We start from the raw sequence: 17,789 nt of genomic DNA, 5'->3' as shown, positions 1-17,789 counted from the left end.
CGCGCCGTCGAGGCGCGTTGGCCGTCACGATGAGGACATGGCCGCACTTATGGCCACGGGGAGTCAGACGCTCACCCTCGTGAAGGCGTGGCCCGGCATGCAGGGGTGGACGTGGACGAGCTGCTGTCCCAGGCCGCCGTCCCGGCCGCCGGATGAGAACTTTCTCTACGTTTTCAAGGGCGCGCTGCCGCGGGTGCGGGGTCATCCGTCTCGTCCTGTTTCGCCGCGTCGTGAGCGAGAGAGAAGGCGCAGCGCCAGTATGGTCTGCCAGGACCATGCCGTCGTTAGGGCAATGCGTTGGAACAATCCGGCCACGTCGCCCAGTTCCCCCGTCTGACCGAAGGCAGCGCTGGAGCCGAGCATGGTGACGGCGAAGCCAACGCCGCTGAGGACGCAGTAGAGCCGCCATCGGGCTGTACCCTGGCGGGCGAATGCGAAGCATGCCGCGGTGAGCATGGCGAATCCGGTCAGTGAGACGTAATCGTGAAGGGCGCCATGCGTGGTGGCGCTTGGGATCCGGTCGGAGGTCCCGGCCGGATAGCCCCCGACCGGATCGGTCACGAAGATGCCCGCGCCGAGCAGTGCGCTTCCCCAAAGGCCGATCAAAAGCGGTTTCCAGGTCGAGCGCGTGGATAGGTGCTGCATGCCCGCGGCGAACACGATTGTGAGCGCGGCGGCGACAAAGAAGTTGAGGGTCTGCATCCAGCCGTACTCGCCGAGAGCAAGTGAGCTGACGGGATGGCGCAGCGGGTCGTAACCCGCGCGAGTGGCGCCTTCGGCGAGGTAGGCGAGGGTGAAAAGAGGGCCCGCGATTGCTCCGCAGAACAATGACACCCGTGATCGGATCTTCATGATGTCAATGTAGGTTGACATCATTGCGAGTGTCAACCTGGGTTGACTTTGTCGCTGTGCCCCTCGGTGTTCGCCGATGGGGGGCCGGGCATCTGCGCGTCGCTACGACGGACGGTCGAGCGTTCGTGACCGGGGACCCCCGTGGTTCCCCAGACCCCTCCTGGAGCCGGGGCACTCGTTCGCGCGAGACGGTCTGTCACACCTCGCGCGCCGTTCGCGCGAACGAGCACCCCGAACTGGTCGGCGCGGAGTGCTCCGGCTTGCTAACGCGGGTGCTGACGGCGGATCTGGATGGGCATGGACGAAGGTGGAACCAAGGACCCTCCGCCGGGGCTTCCAAACGGGTCTGCGGACGAGTCTGGACGGGTGGATCTTGCTCGTGAGACTCGTAATGAATCGCAGCCGAAGGTCGGCGGTTCGGCCCTGCCCCTGCCCACCTTCAAGCTCTGACCAGCCAGAACGCGGACAAAGGCGCTTCAGTTCCCGGCCTCGAAGCGGATGTACATCGCTCGAACGACTTCCGCTCATCGCGCTCGAACGCTTCGGGGCAGATGAGGGCGTTGTGCGTACGCGGGGAGTCTTTCAGGGTCTATTCCTTGACCGCTTGCAGGGTGTAGCTGGCGGCCAGCCGTTCGGGGTGGCGGCTCAGGCGCCATTCGCCGGTCTCGTCCATGGTCATGTGTCCGGGCAGGGCATGCCAGGGAACGCTGTCGTGCTCGGTCAGGCCGGTCACCCGCATTCCGGCTGCGAGCAGCGCGGTGATGGTCTCGCCGAGTCCATGGTTCCATTCGTGGGTGAGAGTGTGGGTGAACATGGTCTCGGTCTGCACGTAGGTCCCGGGCTCCTCGGAGATCACCGGCTCGGCAGTTTCGAAATAGGGGTAACGCAGGCCGGGCGGGCTGGCGGTCTCGTCCAGTGCGAACAGCATGGGGGTGGCCGCTCGCGGATGAACAATCGGCCACCCGGTCGCAGCAGGTCGGCGACGACGCGGGCCCATCGCGCCACGTCCGGCAGCCAGATCAGGCACCGATCCCGGTGTAGACCAGATCGAAGCCCTCGCGGCCGAAGACTTCGACGGCGTCATAGAGCTGTGCATGACGGAAGTCGATGGTGCTGCCCGTGCCGGCGGCCAGTCGCCGCGCCTGATGCAGCGCGGCCGCGGAGAAGTCCAGGCCGCTCATGGTGGCACCCAGGCGCGCCAGGGACACGGTGTCGGTGCCGATGTGGCATTGCAGGTGCACGGCACGCAGCCCGGTCAGATCGCCGAGACGGGTGCGGTCGAACCGGACGACGCCACTGAGGTGCCCGGGGTCGTTGATGAACCGATCGAATTCGTAGTCGGGGGAATCGGCATGTGCCTGGGCCCGTTCGTCCCAGTTGGCTTTGTTGATCGCCACGTAGTCGTCCACACCAGTACTGTGCCAGCGCGCCAGGTCCTGACCCAACGGATATCCGTCTGCCCGCACACAGCCACCCGCAGCAGGCACCGGTGCGGCCGCACCTCGTTGCCGGCCGTATCGCGCGCACCCTTCTCAGGTCCGAGTACGCGGTATGCGGCAGGAGAGTGCATTACAGCAGCAGTTGTGTGCGGCAGGCCGAGGCGACGGCTGCCTGGTGGCTTCGTTTCTCATGGCGTGCGGGTCGTCACGGATTATTAGCCGGGGGTCATGGGAGTGGTTCGTAGAACGAGTCGACGGCGGGTTGGCCGGTGTAGTTGGGGCCGGCTTGATCGTCGGCTCCGAGATAGCGGTACGGGAACCGGGTCTGTGTGCATCCGCGGCGGGAGATGCGGCGGCGGGCGGAGTCGTAGGCGAACCCTTGGGTGCGCAGGTGGGCGGTGAGGCGTCGTCCGGTGGGGGTGCCGTCCGCACGGCGGACCGAGCGGGCGTCGAAGTTGGCGATGAAGAGCCCGTCGCTGGTGAGCCAGGATGCGATGCGGCTCAGGACGCCGAGTTTGTCGCCCACGTAGTGCAGCCCATGGACGCAAGTGATCAGGTCGAAGCGGCCGTCAGGGATCCACTGGGATACCGAGCCGCTGATCAAGCGCAAGAATGGGGGAAAGCTGCTTGAGACGAAGTCGTCCACGAGGTCCAGCCCGGTGATCTGGGCCTGTGCGGTCAGGCCGCGATCGGCGAGAAGGCCGGCCGCTTCGGCTGGTGCCCGTCCGGTCCCGCAGCACACGTCCAGCCACCGTACGGGCGTTACCGTGCTGGCGCGGGTGCTCAACTCGGCCATGACGTCGATACCGAGTTCCCGACCGTAGCCGTTGGAGCCGCTGAGGGACCGTTCGCGATTCATCGTGCAGTTCGCCACGACCGACGAGTTCGCCAGCGCCTCATCATCGAGCAACCGCGTCACTCCGGCATTGTGGCCCATCAGCGCATGAAGCGCGGCATGGCCTCGGCCATCGCTCGGTCTGCGGCGAATGGCGTTTCGTGGCATGATCGCGGCATGTCCGCCGAGAGCACCCCGGATGCCGAGGACGTCGAAGAACTGGTGGCGCGAGTGGCCGACGCGGCCCGAGCCGCCTTCACCGAGGCCAGGGAGAAACACCCGGACGACTCGTTCTACTGCTTCGCGCTGTTCACCGACGCGTTCGCCGCCTACGTCCTGCCGACCTGCATGTCCGAGGGAGGACTGGCGCAGGTGGCGCGCCATTACGCCGAGGAGTCCGGCCGCCCGCTGGACGAGGAGGCGGCGTCCCTGCGGTGGGCTCCGGTGGACTCGCCGCACCACATGCTCGGCGAGGAGCACTTCGACGGGGTGCTGGAACTGCTGCAGAGCCGGGGCGACCCCTGGCAGCTGGTTGACAAGGACGAACGCGACGACGAGGAGTTCGACGACGAGGTGAACCTGCGGTTCGAGGCGTGCTTCCGTGCCCTGGCCCTGCTGGACGACGAGGGCTTGTTCGGATCCGGAACCGTCCGCGAACAGGTGGTCGTCAATGTCCTGCAGGGCGACCAGAGCGACCGGTCCATCCTGGGCAACGCGCGACGGCTCAACCCGCCCGCCGCAGCCGAGCGGCTGGCACGCGACCTGGACATCCCCGTACCGGTCGGCGACTTCGCCACGCTCGGGTCCACCGGCGCCTACCAGGTCAGCGGGCTGGCGTACGCGGCGGAGGCGGGACGCCTGGTCGCGTGCGGCTCCGGCGGGGAACTGTACGCCTGGGACCTGGACGGTGACCACGAGCTCCTCGCGACCCGGCACGACTCCTCGTACTGGGAGGTCGTGATCTCATCGGACGGCCGGACCGTGCTGTTGAACGACCACAAGCGGGTGCGGCGCATCGGCCTGCCCGAGGGCACCGGTCACGACACGGCTGTGGAGAACGCCTGGACGATCGCGCTGTCGCCGTCCGGTGCCACCGTGGCCGCCGGCATCGACGGCTCCGTCAGGGCGTTCGACCTGGCCGCCGGAGGTGAGCTGTGGCGGTTGGAGGGTGCCGCGTCCTGCCTGCGGTTCTCCGGTGACGGGGCGTTGCTGGCGGTGGCCGCCGATCGCGCGTTGGGAGGCGTCGTGCTGGTGGACGCGGCGGACGGGACGCCCCGCCAGGAACTGATCGCCACCGAATCGGGGACCGAGCACCGCCTGGCCTGGTCCGCCGACAGCCAGATCCTGGCCACGGGAGAATGCCGGTCCCGGCGGATCCGCCTGTGGCGTCGCGCCCCGGACGGCTTCACTGCTGGACCCGTCCTCGGGCCACCACCGCACCACGGTCCCGCGGACGGATACGACGACGAACTACGCGATCTGGCCTTCTCGCCGGACGGCGGCCTGCTTGCCTGCGCGCACTCCAACGGCGACGTCCACCTGTGGAACGCCGGCACCGGCCGGCATGTCCGTCATCTGCGCGGCCTGCAGGAATCGATGGCCGTCGTCGCGTTCCTCGACGACCACAGGCTGGCCGCCGCCGGGCGTGACGTCGAATCCGGCCCGCCCGTCTATGTGTGGCCGCTGAACCGCTGACACCGGCCCGCAGCACCATGCGGAGACAGACGATTCCGGCGACCGCCCGGAACGGCTCCGCGGCCGATCCGGACATGATCACCATTCGGCCTCCACGCGCAGGAGGGCTGTGGCGCTGTCCTGGTAGGCGTTCTGGACCCGCTGTCGTTTCCGTCCAAGACGGCCCCGTGCCTGCGATCTAGTGTGAACCCTGCAGCTCGCCCGACCATGAGGAGAAAGCGTTATGCGTGACCTTGTCTACACCGGTTTCATGTCGCTCGACGGCGTGGTGGACTCCCCCGGCGGAGGACCTGATGAGGAGCACCGCAGCGGCGGCTGGGTGTTCAAGGATCTCGAGTTCGTCCCGGAAGCCTGGTCGCTGAAGGGCGAGGAGCTCGCCGACACGACGGCGCTGATGTTCGGCCGCCGCAGCTACGAGGCGTTCGCGCCGGTCTGGCCCGCATCGGAGGACCACGCCGACTACAAGGAACTGCCCAAGTACGTGGTGTCGACCACGCTGCGCGACGACGCCCTTGTCGAGGGGTGGGGGCCGACGACGATCCTGCGCTCGACCGAGGACGTCGCCGCGCTGAAGGAGAGCGAGGGCGGCGCGATCTTCATCCACGGGAGCGCGGAACTGGCGCGGCGGCTGTCGGACGAGGGCCTGATCGACCAGTACAACCTGCTCGTCTTCCCCGTCCTGCTCGGTGCCGGGAAGAGCATGTTCGGGCGGGCCGACCGCGACAAGCAGATGCTGACGCTCCGGGAGTCGGAGAGCTACCCGAACGGGATCCTGAAGCTGGTCTACGACCTCAAGCGCTGATCCAGGTCGAGGCCGATCGCGCCGCCGGCGCCCTCGCGCAGCTGCCCGACGGTCCGTCCGACGTAGGAGCGCAGCGCCCGGGCCAGGTGCGGCTCGTCGAAGTAGTCGAGCTTGGCGACGACGAGGGCGGCCGGATCGCCGGCCGCCAGCGACCCCGCCGCCGTGCGGGCCCGCTCGATCTGCCGGATGGCGCCCCGTGTCAGCCCTGTCGCGGCGCGGAAGCGGCGTTCGACCGTGCGCGGCGAGACGTCCGGGCGGTGACCCCGCAGCACCTGGGCGACGAGCGGGTCACCGACCACGATCCCGGCCCGGACGAGACGCTCGACCAGGGCCTCGGCGTCGTCGGGGCCGGGCGTCTCCCAGCGTGCGCCGTCCAGCCGGAACGTCCGGCGCGTGGTGTCGGGGAGTTCGACGCCCGCGTCGACCAGCGCGGGGGTGGGCACGGCCCGCAACGAGGTGCCCACCGCGAATTCGATACCCGTGAAGTTCGCGCCCTCCGGCACCGGCGCCATGCCGGTCCGGGTCTCGGGGCCGGTGATGGTCGCGTGCGCCCGGCCCTCCTGCTCACAGAACACCAGACCCCAGCGCACCCCTGCCACGGACGTCATCTCCGTGACCTGCTCGCTCGTGCAGGTCCAGACGGCGTCGACCCACGGCGAGTCGGACCGGCGCGTCCCGAAGCGCAGTTCCACGGACGCAGGATACGCCGCGTCGAACAGCCACGGCAGGTTCTTGACGGACCGGTCAACTATCGGCCATCTTGGGTGGGTGCCACGGACGAGCGACGCGCGGGAGCGGTTGGTGAGGGCCGCCGCACGGTTGTTCCTGACCCGCAGCTACCAGTCCGTGGGGGTGGAGGAGCTGTGCGCGGCCGCTGACGTGCGAAAAGGCAGCTTCTACCACTTCTTTCCCGCCAAGTCCGACCTGGCCAAGGCCGTCATCGACCACCATGCCGCCGCCCTGTGGGCCCGGCTTGAGCGGGCCCCCGGTGACGTGCCCGCCCGGGCGACGGCGTCCCCCGCGACGGCGGCGTCCGCCCACGGCGAGGTGGCTGCGCGGCTGCACGCGATGGCCGACGCGGTGGGGGAGATCCAGGCGGGGTTCGAGGACCGGTTCGGGCGTGTCGTCGGCTGCCCGTTCGGGAACCTGGCCGCCGAGCTGGCGACGACCGACGACGGGCTGCGTGAGCATCTCGCCGGGGTGTTCGCCGAGTGGGAGCGGCGGCTCGCGGTGGTGTGCCGCGCGGCGGCCGACCGGGGAGCGCTGCGCGGCGGCGTCGACCCCGGCCTTCTGGCCAAGATCCTCCTGGCCCAGTTCCAGGGCATGATCCTTCTGGCCAAGACGGGCCGGTCGGAAGCGTCGGAGATTCCCCGGGCGCTGCACCAGGTGATCGCCGCCAACCTCCGGGAGGACCTGTGACCGCAGAGGTCGATTTCCATTTCGACCCGATGTGCCCGTTCGCCTACGCGACCTCGGTCTGGCTGCGCGACGTCCGCGCCCAGCTCGGAATCACGGTGGGCTGGCGGTTCTTCAGCCTGGAAGAGGTCAACCGGGCGGAGGGCAAGAAGCACCCCTGGGAGCGGCCGTGGTCCTACGGCTGGTCGCTGATGCGGATCGGCGCGCTGCTGCGACGCCGCGACATGGCGGCGCTCGACGCGTGGTATTCCCTGATCGGCGCGGAGCTGCACGTACGGGGCGGCAAGCCGCACATGCCCGACGTCGCGCGGCGGCTGCTGGACGAATCGGGCTTCGGCGCCTCGACATTGGACGAGGCCCTGGCCGACGAGGGAACCCACGAGGACGTCCTGGCCGATCATCAACGGGTCGTGGACGCCGGCGGCTACGGCGTGCCCACCCTGGTGTTCCCCGACGGCCAGTGCCTGTTCGGCCCGGTACTGATCGACCCGCCCGCCGGCGACCGCGCCGTGCGGCTCTGGGAGATCGTCACCGGGATGCTGGAGTTCCCCGACCTGTACGAGATCCAGCGGCCCAAGGGCGTCGCGGAGCGGCAGCGGATCCACCGGTCGCTCCAGCCCTACCTCGCGGGCCGTGACTGGATCAGCATCGACCGCGGCAAGACGATCGAGTTCCCCGACGATTCCCGGACGGGCGGTGCGGCATGACCCAGGAACCCGGCAAGCAGCAGGTGACCGACGTGCTCGTCGGCGAGTGGGAGGTCTTGGACCGGCTGCTCACCGGCCTTTCCCCGCAGGACTGGATCCGGCCGACCTGCCTGCCGGGCTGGCGGGTGACCGACGTCGTGGCCCACCTGATCGGGACCGAGTCGATGCTCGCCGGTGAGCAGGCGCCCGCCACCGACGCCGATGTCAAGGCGCTGCCCCACGTACGCAACGACATCGCGGCCGTCAACGAGCAGTGGGTCGAGGCCATGCGCGGCGAGGAGCCCGCCGCGATGCTGGCGCGGTTCCGAGGCATCACGTCCCGCCGGGCCGAGATGCTGGCCGCGATGTCCGAGGCGGACTTCGCCGCGCCGAGCTGGACCCCCGCCGGCCAGGCGACCTACGGCCGGTTCATGCAGATCAGGATCTACGACTGCTGGATGCACGAACAGGACATCCGCGACGCCGTCGGCACGCCCGGCAACGAGGACGGCCCGGCTGCCGAAGCCGCCCTCGACGAAGCGGCCCGCTCGATGGGCTACGTCATCGGCAAACGCGCCGCGGCCCCCGACGGCAGCACCGTTCTCATCGACCTCACCGGACCCGTCCGGCGGAGCATGACCGTCAAGGTCGACGGGCGTGCGCGGCTGGCCGCCGCCGGCGCCGAACCGCCGACCACGGCACTTCACCTGCCCTCGACGTTGTTCCTGCGGCTGTGCGGCGGTCGTCTCACCACGCACGCCGCCGTCGAGATGGACGGCGACCGGCAGCTGGGCCGCCGCATCGTGGACAACCTGGCCTTCACCATCTGAACGCCGCGGCTCCACGGCCGGACGCGGCCTACCGGCAGGAGCGGATGTTCGCTCGCGGCGTCCTGAGCGGCCGTCAGAAGTCAGGCTTTACGAGGACGTGGGTCTCTTCCAGGGACCAGGCGCCGTGGCCTCCGGTGATCTGGAGAAGTGTGCGGGAGCGGAGTTGGATCTCGGTGTCGCCGTCCGGGAGTGCGAGCGTCCGGGAAGGGGTCAGGGCGGCGTCGAGGTGCAGGAGGCCGAAGGCGTCTCCGCTGCGGAACAGCACAGGTCCCGGCGGGCCCAGGTAGCGCACCACTGCGGTTCGGTCGCCCGCGATGGAGTGCTCGAACGGGCGGACGTGGCCGGTGGGCGGGACGGTGATGGCGTCCTGCTCCGCGGCTTGGGCGAGGGCGTCCACGTCGGCCTGTTCCAGGGGCGTCACGTCGATCCGCCAGTCCGCCCCCGCGGTTCTCACCTGGATCACCGCCCGCGCCGGGACGGCGAATGTGCTCCGGCCCGGCGGGGACTCGTTCCCCGGTAGCGGGCTGAGCACGGCGGTGGACGCGAGCGGGTCGCAGCCGTGGAGCGCGGCCAGGTCCGGCCCGTGCAAGTGGATCTGATGGGGCTGCCCACCTGGGCAGGTCACGACGGCGATTCCAGCCGGTCCCCGGTAGTCGAGCACTTCGGGGCCGCTGCCCGTGGCCGAAGCGGTGAACCGGCGTGCGCGTTCCGGTCCGCTGACCGTGACGGTCCACCGGCCCTGGGACTCGACGTACAGGAACCTCTTCGTGAGCGCCTTGTCCGATACCAGCCGGTCGTCCAGGACGATCATTGCGGGTGGGGCTCCAGGGCCGCACACCGCGACCGGGGTTCCCTGGCCGAACTCGGTACGTCGAAGCCAGGCCTGCAGCGTCCCGGAGCCCTGATTCCCGAACTCGGCCAGCACCGGCCGGGGAAGCCGTCCCTTGATCTTGACGCGGGTACCGCCGACGCCACGGTGTGTGCGGACCGTGCCGTAATGAGCGTGATCGACCGGCTCCAACGCCGGCGGCGGGAGTGTCTCGCCCTCCGCCAGCCAGTGGTCGAGTTCGGTGGCCACCCTGCGGGGCTCCTTCACCCGAAGGCACAGCCGGCGGACCCGATGCCCCCGCTGAGGCATGCCCGTCCGCGGATCCAGATCCTTCAGCGTCAACATGACCCAGAACCAGTTGCCCCACCTCAGCCGACGCGCGGGGAGGGAAATGTCGTCCCGCATCCGAAGGACGAGGTTGAGCTCCTCGTGGAACGGTGTCAGCTGGGCCACGTCCTCCTCGACCTGGTACGGCCGCGGCTCGTCGCCGTAGCGGACCGCCGTGATCGCGGTGCGCGGGATCCGCAGCACCTTCCACAGCAGCAGCGCGTCCCAGATGACGATCTCATCGTCGGTCACCCACATCCGGGGCCGTGCCAGAACCAGCCTGAGCGTCTGGATCGCGACGCCCCCCAGGACGAGCGCGAAGAGCAGCGACCACGAGCCCGCGGCCAGCTCGGCCTGGGTGGTCTCCTTGTTGAACTCGACCCAGATCAGACCGAACAGCGGCAGTGACGCCGCCAGTGTGAGCAGGCCGACCGCCCCGGCCAGGGTCCGCCTCTTGGACCTGGCCATCTTCACCCTGATCGTGGAGGAACCGGGCCGCGCGGACCAGCCCCACCGGTCTGGGTCGGCCAGGTCGCGCAGCGCGAAGCGGCCGCGTTCCCCCGCCTGCCGTCTCCGCGACGCGGGAGAAGCTCGCGTCCAGTAAACGCCCCACAGCACCATGGCGTTCAACCCCACCCCGAGGCCTCCGGTCATGGCGGTGAGGATCCCGATGCTGACCGGCTGCCCCCACTCCGGCGATCCGCCCTGCACGTGGACGAAGTTCCCCGAACCGACGTCGAGGGCGGGAATCGCCTCCCCGGCGTGAAAAGAACGACCGCCGTCGCCCCTCAGCTCAACTCGCCCGACGGCGAACTGAAAGAGGCTGTCGGTCGTGAACGTGCCGTACCAGGAACATCCGCCTCGTCCGCACACCCTTGAGTGCGCGGTGAACGTGCCTGCAACCCCCTCGCCTCTCGCGGCGCGGCCGGTGGCCGCGACCTCCTCCGCCAGGACGCCGAAGAGGAAGGTCCAGACCATCAGCAGCCCGATGCCGATCAGGACCTGGGTGACGGCGAAACGCCCGACGGCCTTGAGGCCGTATCTCTTCGCGGCCCGGTCGACCTCGCGTTCTCCGCTCATCCCCGCACCGTCCAGACCGCCGCCCAGGCCCGAGCCGGACGGCACATTTCCGGACTTAAGGATCACACAGCCGTGGCAGGAAGACCGAACCGCGCCGACACCTTGCCTGATGCCCAAACCGGTTGGACTGGGACATATCGGGTACGGCATGCCTGAACCTGAAATATTGGACTATCACCTGGTCAGAGGGGGATTCTCATGGCTGGGAAACTGCGAGCGCCCCGCAGCCGCGGCATGCTCAGCGGGCTGCTGCTGGTGCTCCTCGCACTCTGGGGCGGGCTCATTCCGTTCATCGGCCCCTACTTCGACTTCGGCTTCGGTTCGAGTGATGCGTGGGTCTACAGCGCCGACCGCCTGGTGCTGTCCATCCTTCCGGCGATCGCCGTCGGCATCGGCGGACTGATCCTGATGTTCGCGGCGAACCGGCCCATCGCCCAGTTCGGCGGCTGGCTGGCCGTCCTCGGCGGCCTCTGGTTCGTCGTCGGCACCACGATCGCCGCGCTCTGGAACATGGGCGTGGGATCGCCGCTCGGCGGCGAGGGACGGCAGGTCGCCGAACGGCTGTCGTTCTTCGAGGGCCTCGGCAGCGTCATGGTCCTGCTGGCAGGGCTGGCGCTGGGACGATTCCTGGTGGTCGGCGTCCGCGAGGTACGGCGGGCGGAGAGGGAGCGCCGCCCCGTCGATGACCGTGTCGGTGCGGATGACCGTGTCGGCGCCGGTGATCGTGTCCGTGCGGATGATCGTGTCGGCGCGGATGACCGCGTCGGGGCCGATGACCGCCCGGAGGCGACCGCCGTCCCGTCGCAGCGGACCAGGCGGGGCCCCTTCCACCTCGGACGGCAGAAGGTGGGCGCCTCGTCAGGGAAGGAGCGGCACACCACGCCTCCGCGAAGAGACTGACAACATCCGCGACCGGCGTTCGGCCCGCAGCCCTCGATCGAAGAGGGCGGCGGGTCGCACTTGTCCGCAGCAGGTAGGCCGCAGACGCGCTATCCACGGGCCGCGTCGACGCCACGGCCCTTCCCTCATGCTCGTTCGCGTTCGGCGCGGCGCCATCGCTGCGGGGTGATGCCGTAGCGGTTGCGGAAGCGGCGGACGAGATAGGTGGCATCGCGCAGGCCGGTCCGGGCGGCCACGGCGTCGAGCGGCAGGTCGGTCTCGCGCAGCATCCGCCGGACTTCGATCATGCGCCGTTCGGTGATCCATTCGAGCAGTGGGCGGCCGGTGCGCCGGCGGAGCACGGTCGTGAGGTGTCCGGGCGTGTAGCCCAGCGTGCGGGCGACATCCGCGGCGGAGACCGGTTCGCGGAATGTCGCCTCGATCTCGGCGAAGACCTGCTCGACGAGTGGGTCCGGCGTACCCGGAGCGCGGGGTGCCAGTCGCGCGGCCGCGACCAGGAGACGGGTGAGCGCGGCGGCGATGGCCTCGCGGGCCCCGAGACGGCCCGGGTCGGCGAGTTCCTCGGCAAGGTCGGTCAGCCACGCCGACCAGTTCGCCTGGTCGGGGCCGTCGACCCGGCCGCGCCCCGCACCGGGGGCGAACAGGGCGAGAAGGGGATGGTGCGTCCAGGCCAGTGGGGAGACCGAGGCCAAGGCGGGGACGGCGTCCGGTGTGAACGCGACCGACCACGCGCGGCCGCGGGCGAGTTCGGTGACGGTCGTGACGCCGATGACCTGCCCGGGTGACACGGCGTGGACCTCGCCGGCGCGCAGCGGCCTTTCGGTGCCGTCGATGGTGACCGAGCCCGCACCTTCTTCGATGTACACCAGGACGAGGAAGTCGTGGGCGTGCCGGTGGCCGGCCGGGAGGCCGGCGTGGGCGGCTCGGGCGTCGAAACGGGTCACCGAGACGGCGGGCACGCCGGGGCGCTGCTGGTGGCGGTAGACGGGCGTCCCGTCGAGCCGCACCGTGCGCAGCCGCGACCGGGCGCCCACCGAGGCACCGCCCGAAGAATGTCCCATGGTTTCCAACTTATGTCCTGCTCCGTAACCGCGGAATGTCCAAGACTGAGAGATGACGGCACCCGGTCTGCCGCGGCCACCGCGCGCAGACCGGCCATCGAACTGCGCAAGGGGCACCCATGGCGACTTCAACCCACGTACGCATCTTCGACCAGCGAACCCCGCAGGAGCGGGACCGCCCGTTCCTGCCGGGTGCGGGCAAGACCTGGCTCCTCCCGTTCTACGACGCCTTCACCCGGGTGGCCGGCGTCCGCGCACTGCACGAGCGGGCTGTCGAGCTCGCCGTAATCGAGCCCGGGCACGCGGTGGCCGACATCGGCTGCGGCACGGGCAACCTCTCGTTCACCGTGCTCGCCGCCCAGCCGGGCGCGCGGGTGACCGGCCTCGACCCCGACGGGGCCGCCCTGCGCAGGGCGGCGCGCAAGGCGCGCCGCCGCGGCGTCGCTCTCACCCTCGTCCAGGGATACGCCGACCGGATCCCCGCCCAGGACGCCACGCTCGACCACGTGATCTCGTCGCTGGCCCTGCACCACATCGACGACGACGGCCGGAGCGCGTTCGCGCGCGACGCGCTGCGTGCCCTCCGGCCGGGCGGGCGGGTCACCGTCGTCGACTTCGGCGGCCCCTCGTCCGACGCCGGGGACGCCGACCACACCGCGCGCGGCCACGGCCCGGCCCACGCCCTGCGGCACTTGCCCCGCCCCCTGCGTTCCCGGGTGGCGCACAGCCCGGTTGCGGCCCGCGACCATGGCGACGGCATCGTCGCGCTGCTCACCGAGACCGGGTTCGGCGACGCCCGGGAGGTCGCGCACGCCGACCACAGGTTCGGCCGGATCACCTTCGTGCAGGCGACCCGCCCTTGAACTGAACCGCGCCCTGTTCGGCGGTCGCGCGCCGCGGCGGGCACGCTGCTCACCGTCTGACCCCGAAGCGGCGCGAACGCCGGGCGGCGCGGAACCGGCGGACGATCAGAAAGTGATGGCGACCTTGCCCCGGGCGTGCCGTTGCTCGATGTAGCGCAGCGTTTCGGGGATCTCGGCGAACGGGTAGGTCCGGTCGATGACGGGTGCGATCTGTTCCTTTGACCAGGACCCGCTGCCCGGCGGCGATCCTCCCCGCGTCGCGCAGCCCGTGCAGCGCGGTGTGCGCCGACCGCCGTCGTAGGCTGAGGTTCGCCCGTGATGGACAGGAGGCCGAGGTGACCGAGACGACGCCGACCGAGACGGCGGTGGCCGAGGTGATGGCCGAGCTGGCCGCGCTCGAGGACCCGAAGGCGCGCGCCGTGAACGAGAAGCACGGTGACGATCACGGTGTGAACCTCAGCAGGCTGCGCGCCGTCGCGAAACGGCTGAAAACGCAACAGGAACTCGCGCGCCGGCTCTGGGAGACAGGTGACACGGCGGCGAGACTGCTGGCGACCCTGATCTGCCGCCCGAAGGCGTTCGAGCGTGACGAGCTGGACGTCATGCTGCGCGAGGCGCGCACACCCAAGGTGCACGACTGGCTCGTGAACTACGTGGTGAAGAAGAACCCGCACTCCGAGGAACTGCGCCTGGCCTGGGCCGCCGATCCCGATCCGGTGGTCGCGAGTGCCGGCTGGGCGCTGACCACCGAACGCGTGACGAAGAAGCCCGAGAGTCTCGACCTCACGGGACTGCTCGACGTCATCGAGACGGAGATGAAGGACGCCCCGGATCGCCTGCAGTGGGCGATGAACCACTGCCTGGCCCAGATCGGGATCGACCACGCCGAGCACCGCGCCCGTGCGATCGACATCGGTGAGCGCCTGGAGGTGCTCAAGGACTACCCGACCTCCCCGGGCTGCACGTCACCGTTCGCGCCCGTCTGGATCACCGAGATCGTCCGCCGCCAGGACGGCAAGTAGGAGGGTTCGCGCGCACGGAACCGGTTCCGCCAAATCGTCTTCCTGTGGCGGGTGTCGGGCTTCAGCGGGTCTGCGGGGTGCCGTAGGCGGCCAGGAAGACGCGGACGGCCTCGTCGGCGTAGCCTTCGAGCTCTTCCGGGGCGAACTCGGTGGCGTCGCCGTGGAACATCGCCTTGTTCAGCGGGATGGACAGGATCAGCCAGTTGAAGTGCTGGGCGGCCAGCATCGGGTCGTCCATGCGCAGGAGCCCCCGCCGGGCGAGCGCGCGGAACTGCTCGGCGAAGCCGGCGTGCCCGCGCTCGGGCCCGTTGGCGTACCACGTCCGGGCCAGTTCGGGGAAACGCTCGGCTTCGGCGATGATGATGCGCCGCAGCCGCACCAGGTGCGGTTGGGTCACCTCGACGATGTGCCTGCGCGCGAACCGCCGGAGGTCCTCCTCCAGGTTCTCGCTGTCGCCCAGCGCCGTGACCATCTCATGGGTCAGCATCTCGGTGTCGCTGATGTCACCGGTGATGATCGCGGTGAACAGCCGCTTCTTGTCGGCGAAGTGCTTGTAGATGGTCTGCTTGGACACTGCGGCGAGCGCGGCCACTTCGTCCATGCTGGCGCCGCCGTACCCCTTGCGCAGGAACACCGTGCGGGCCGCTTCGATGATCGCCCGGCGCTTCCTGGCGGATCGGCCCTGCTCAGCGGGCCCGCCGTCCCCGGAAACCTTCTGGACCGCCCCCTGGGCCGGCTCTTCGATGACTGCCTCCTCTGACGAACGTGGACCCAACAGTACTGGACGGCCCAGTACTCAACTCAGTACTGTACCGTCTAGTTCTAGAGCGAGGAGAACCGATGACGGCCGAACATCGAACGACGTCCAAGGACGGAACGGAGATCGCCTTCGAGCGGACCGGTGCCGGGACGCCGCTCGTCCTGGTCTCCGCGGCGCTGCAGGGCCGGGCGACCTACCGGCCGCTCGCCGAAGCGCTCTCTGGGCACTTCACCGTGTTGAACTACGACCGGCGGGGCCGCGGAGGCAGCGGCGACACCGCACCGTACGCGGTCGAGCGCGAGATCGAGGACCTCGGAGCGGTCATCGCCGAGGCGGGCGGGACGGCCTCGGCGTACGGCCATTCCTCCGGTGCGGCCCTCGTCCAGCACGCGGCGGCGTACGGCCTTCCGATCGACAAGATCGTGCTGCACGAGCCGCCCTTCGGATCCGGAACCGAGGAGGAGCGGCAGGCCGAACGGCAGGAGGCGGAGCGGATCTCTGCGCTGCTGGCCCGCGGTCGCCACGGCGATGCGGTCCGGACGTTCCTGGAGCCGATGGGGCTGCCACCGCAGGTGCTCGACGACCTCAGCCGCGACGCCGCCATGCGGGCTCACGCACCCACGCTCCGCTACGACCCCTTCGAGGTCATGAGCGAGTACAGCCGGGGCGGACGGACACCGGCCGAGCAGGCCGCGGGCGTCACCACGGCCGCACTCGTCCTGGCCGGCGGGGCGAGCCCCGAATGGATGATCGAAGCCGCCCGGCGGATCGCGGACGCGCTGCCGAAGGGACGCCTTCACATTCTGCAGGACCAGGAACACGTCGTGCAGCCCGAGATCCTCGCACCGGTCCTGACCGACTTCCTCACCGGGTGATCACGGCAGCGCCGTTCGAATGGCGTGCGGCCTACGCTGAGGCCATGCCCGACGACGAGAGCCGGCCCGCCCGGGTCGAGGACGTACACGAGCTCGCTCTGGCCATGCCGCATGTCACCGTCTATCCGGGAACCGACGACAATCCGGTCTACCAGGTGGGCGGGAAGTCGTTCGTCTTCTTCCGCAATCCGCGACCCGACGCGGTCGATCCCGAGACCGGGGAACGCTACCGGGATGTCATCGTCTTCTGGGTCGCGTCCGAAGAGGACAAGCAGGCATTGGTGCAGGACGAGGCGTCACCGTTCTTCACCACCGCGCATTTCAACGGCCACCTGTCCGTGCTGCTGCGGGCGGGACGCATCGGCGAGCTCACCCGGAACGAGCTGGCGGAAATAGTTCAGGACGCGTGGTTGTCGCGCGCGTCAGCCCGCCGGGCCGCCGCCTGGCTCGACGCCCATCCCCCGACGTGATCACCGTCCCGCCACGAACCCGGAGCCGGCGGACGGGCCGACGTCGAGAAGTACCCTTGGCCCGTGTTCTCGTCTCAAGGCCCGTCTCTGCGCGAGCTGGCGATCCAGTCGCTGTCCTCGGTCGAGCGCGGCTACGACCTGCTCGCACCCAAATTCGATCACACGCCCTTCCGCACCCCCGACCGCGTCCTTGACGCGACCGCCGACGCGCTGCGTCCACTCGGGCCGTTCGGCGAGGGGCTGGACGTGTGCTGCGGCACCGGCGCGGGCATGCGGGTCCTCCGGCCGCTGTGCCGAGGACGGGTCACGGGCGTCGACTTCAGCGGCGGCATGCTCGCACAGGCGCGCGAAGCACATCCGGACGCCGAATGGGTACGGGCCGACGTCCGGGCGCTGCCCTTCACCGAGGCCTTCGACCTCGCCGTCAGCTTCGGGGCGCTCGGGCACCTGCTGCCCGCCGAACGGCCCGCGCTCTTCGCCGGGGTGCACCGCGCGCTGCGTCCCGGCGGGCTCTTCGCCTTCCCGATCGGGGCGCCGCCGCCCCCCACGTCCGCCTGGTACTGGGCGCTGCTCGGATTCGACCTGGCCATGCGGGTCAGGAACGCGGTGTGGCGTCCCCCGTTCGTCATGTACTACCGCACCTGCCCGCTCAACGCGGTCCGCGACGACCTGGCGGCAGCCGGATTCACCGTGACGACGGTCCCCTTGAAGGCCCTGGGGCGACGCGAGGACGGCAGTCCGCGCGGCCGTCTCATCCTCGCGCGCAAAGCCGGCACCCCCGACTGACGCGGACGCCGTCGGACGGCACCCGATCGCGGTCTCAGCCGGGGGCGGCCCGGGTGGGGCCGGTTCGATCCAGCCATTCGGCCAGCAGGGCGCGCGCCACCTGTCGAAAGCGGGCACACCGTTCACGGCGCTGCGGAACGGCTTCTACGCCGACACCACCGCCCGGCCGTGAACGCTCCCCCGAAGGCCCCGGGCGGCACCGCCTGCCGCGGGCCTGGAGATCCACCGGCGCGTCGGGCCATGGCACCGCCCGGTCGTCTC

Annotated in this window: 20 protein-coding genes; 11 read left to right on the top strand and 9 right to left on the bottom strand. The window is 70.1% G+C overall.

What is annotated here, in order from left to right; genetic code table 11:
* Window positions 1-201: 201 nt before the first annotated feature.
* From ACGFIS_RS14900 to ACGFIS_RS14885, 4 genes are all read right to left on the bottom strand, one after another.
* Window positions 202-852 (bottom strand): DUF998 domain-containing protein, encoded by a 651-nt coding sequence (locus ACGFIS_RS14900; protein WP_392971116.1) that lies wholly within the window; start codon window positions 850-852, stop codon window positions 202-204.
* A gap of 589 nt (window positions 853-1,441) precedes the next feature.
* Complete coding sequence (locus tag ACGFIS_RS14895) at window positions 1,442-1,780, bottom strand: hypothetical protein (protein WP_392911443.1); 339 nt, start codon at window positions 1,778-1,780, stop codon at window positions 1,442-1,444.
* A 91-nt stretch (window positions 1,781-1,871) separates the two neighbouring features.
* Window positions 1,872-2,261, bottom strand: coding sequence for a class I SAM-dependent methyltransferase (locus tag ACGFIS_RS14890; RefSeq protein WP_392911441.1), 390 nt, complete (start codon window positions 2,259-2,261; stop codon window positions 1,872-1,874).
* 256 nt (window positions 2,262-2,517) lie between these two features.
* The gene (locus ACGFIS_RS14885; protein WP_392911439.1) at window positions 2,518-3,210 is read right to left on the bottom strand and encodes a class I SAM-dependent methyltransferase; all 693 of its coding nucleotides are present in this window, start codon (window positions 3,208-3,210) and stop codon (window positions 2,518-2,520) included.
* Window positions 3,211-3,303: 93 nt separating this feature from the next.
* Here ACGFIS_RS14885 and ACGFIS_RS14880 point away from each other — a divergent pair, with 93 nt between their 5' ends.
* A complete protein-coding gene (locus ACGFIS_RS14880; RefSeq protein WP_392911437.1) occupies window positions 3,304-4,821 on the top strand; it encodes a DUF4303 domain-containing protein in 1,518 nt (505 codons plus the stop codon).
* Window positions 4,822-5,044: 223 nt separating this feature from the next.
* Window positions 5,045-5,623 carry a dihydrofolate reductase family protein gene (locus ACGFIS_RS14875; protein ID WP_392911435.1) on the top strand — a complete coding sequence of 193 codons (579 nt, stop codon included), beginning with the start codon at window positions 5,045-5,047 and terminating at the stop codon, window positions 5,621-5,623.
* Here ACGFIS_RS14875 and ACGFIS_RS14870 read toward each other — a convergent pair.
* Window positions 5,605-6,315, bottom strand: coding sequence for a helix-turn-helix domain-containing protein (locus ACGFIS_RS14870; RefSeq protein WP_392911433.1), 711 nt, complete (start codon window positions 6,313-6,315; stop codon window positions 5,605-5,607). The two genes, ACGFIS_RS14875 and ACGFIS_RS14870, sit on opposite strands and share 19 nt — an antisense overlap.
* Before the next feature lie 76 nt (window positions 6,316-6,391).
* On the opposite strand from ACGFIS_RS14870, the gene ACGFIS_RS14865 reads away from it, so the two are divergent.
* The 3 genes from ACGFIS_RS14865 to ACGFIS_RS14855 are packed head-to-tail and all read left to right on the top strand — an operon-like array spanning window position 6,392 to window position 8,555.
* On the top strand, window positions 6,392-7,042 hold the full coding sequence (locus ACGFIS_RS14865; RefSeq protein ID WP_392911431.1) for a TetR/AcrR family transcriptional regulator: 651 nt from the start codon (window positions 6,392-6,394) through the stop codon (window positions 7,040-7,042).
* The gene (locus ACGFIS_RS14860; RefSeq protein WP_392911429.1) at window positions 7,039-7,746 is read left to right on the top strand and encodes a DsbA family protein; all 708 of its coding nucleotides are present in this window, start codon (window positions 7,039-7,041) and stop codon (window positions 7,744-7,746) included. The genes ACGFIS_RS14865 and ACGFIS_RS14860 overlap by 4 nt, the downstream gene beginning before the upstream one ends.
* Window positions 7,743-8,555 carry a maleylpyruvate isomerase family mycothiol-dependent enzyme gene (locus ACGFIS_RS14855; RefSeq protein ID WP_392911427.1) on the top strand — a complete coding sequence of 271 codons (813 nt, stop codon included), beginning with the start codon at window positions 7,743-7,745 and terminating at the stop codon, window positions 8,553-8,555. Before ACGFIS_RS14860 ends, ACGFIS_RS14855 begins: the two co-directional genes overlap by 4 nt.
* Before the next feature lie 73 nt (window positions 8,556-8,628).
* Here the strand turns inward: ACGFIS_RS14855 and ACGFIS_RS14850 are convergent, their stop codons facing one another.
* A complete protein-coding gene (locus ACGFIS_RS14850; protein ID WP_392911425.1) occupies window positions 8,629-10,791 on the bottom strand; it encodes a hypothetical protein in 2,163 nt (720 codons plus the stop codon).
* Between the two features lie 198 nt (window positions 10,792-10,989).
* On the opposite strand from ACGFIS_RS14850, the gene ACGFIS_RS14845 reads away from it, so the two are divergent.
* On the top strand, window positions 10,990-11,691 hold the full coding sequence (locus tag ACGFIS_RS14845; RefSeq protein ID WP_392911423.1) for a hypothetical protein: 702 nt from the start codon (window positions 10,990-10,992) through the stop codon (window positions 11,689-11,691).
* A 125-nt stretch (window positions 11,692-11,816) separates the two neighbouring features.
* Here ACGFIS_RS14845 and ACGFIS_RS14840 read toward each other — a convergent pair whose 3' ends face one another.
* A complete protein-coding gene (locus tag ACGFIS_RS14840; protein ID WP_392911421.1) occupies window positions 11,817-12,752 on the bottom strand; it encodes a helix-turn-helix domain-containing protein in 936 nt (311 codons plus the stop codon).
* Window positions 12,753-12,871: 119 nt separating this feature from the next.
* Between ACGFIS_RS14840 and ACGFIS_RS14835 the strand changes: the two genes are divergently transcribed.
* The gene (locus ACGFIS_RS14835; RefSeq protein ID WP_392911419.1) at window positions 12,872-13,615 is read left to right on the top strand and encodes a class I SAM-dependent methyltransferase; all 744 of its coding nucleotides are present in this window, start codon (window positions 12,872-12,874) and stop codon (window positions 13,613-13,615) included.
* Window positions 13,616-13,720: 105 nt separating this feature from the next.
* Here the strand turns inward: ACGFIS_RS14835 and ACGFIS_RS14830 are convergent, their stop codons facing one another.
* Window positions 13,721-13,825 carry a zinc-binding dehydrogenase gene (locus tag ACGFIS_RS14830; RefSeq protein ID WP_392911456.1) on the bottom strand — a complete coding sequence of 35 codons (105 nt, stop codon included), beginning with the start codon at window positions 13,823-13,825 and terminating at the stop codon, window positions 13,721-13,723.
* 167 nt (window positions 13,826-13,992) lie between these two features.
* Between ACGFIS_RS14830 and ACGFIS_RS14825 the strand changes: the two genes are divergently transcribed.
* A complete protein-coding gene (locus ACGFIS_RS14825; RefSeq protein WP_392971260.1) occupies window positions 13,993-14,637 on the top strand; it encodes a DNA alkylation repair protein in 645 nt (214 codons plus the stop codon).
* Between the two features lie 61 nt (window positions 14,638-14,698).
* Here ACGFIS_RS14825 and ACGFIS_RS14820 read toward each other — a convergent pair whose 3' ends face one another.
* Window positions 14,699-15,289 carry a TetR/AcrR family transcriptional regulator gene (locus tag ACGFIS_RS14820; RefSeq protein WP_392911452.1) on the bottom strand — a complete coding sequence of 197 codons (591 nt, stop codon included), beginning with the start codon at window positions 15,287-15,289 and terminating at the stop codon, window positions 14,699-14,701.
* Between the two features lie 188 nt (window positions 15,290-15,477).
* Here ACGFIS_RS14820 and ACGFIS_RS14815 point away from each other — a divergent pair, with 188 nt between their 5' ends.
* The 3 genes from ACGFIS_RS14815 (at window position 15,478) to ACGFIS_RS14805 (ending at window position 17,528) form a co-directional block, all read left to right on the top strand.
* Complete coding sequence (locus ACGFIS_RS14815) at window positions 15,478-16,272, top strand: alpha/beta fold hydrolase (protein ID WP_392911417.1); 795 nt, start codon at window positions 15,478-15,480, stop codon at window positions 16,270-16,272.
* A 44-nt stretch (window positions 16,273-16,316) separates the two neighbouring features.
* Entirely contained in the window at window positions 16,317-16,742 is a 426-nt protein-coding gene (locus ACGFIS_RS14810; RefSeq protein ID WP_392911415.1) for an MmcQ/YjbR family DNA-binding protein, read from the top strand.
* A 63-nt stretch (window positions 16,743-16,805) separates the two neighbouring features.
* On the top strand, window positions 16,806-17,528 hold the full coding sequence (locus tag ACGFIS_RS14805; protein WP_392911413.1) for a class I SAM-dependent DNA methyltransferase: 723 nt from the start codon (window positions 16,806-16,808) through the stop codon (window positions 17,526-17,528).
* Window positions 17,529-17,789: the final 261 nt, after the last annotated feature.

Source organism: Spirillospora sp. NPDC048824 (genome assembly GCF_043198455.1).
Taxonomy (GTDB): domain Bacteria; phylum Actinomycetota; class Actinomycetes; order Streptosporangiales; family Streptosporangiaceae; genus Spirillospora.
The sequence above is the reverse complement of the archived record's forward strand: the minus strand, read 5'-3'. Positions and strand labels throughout refer to the sequence as shown.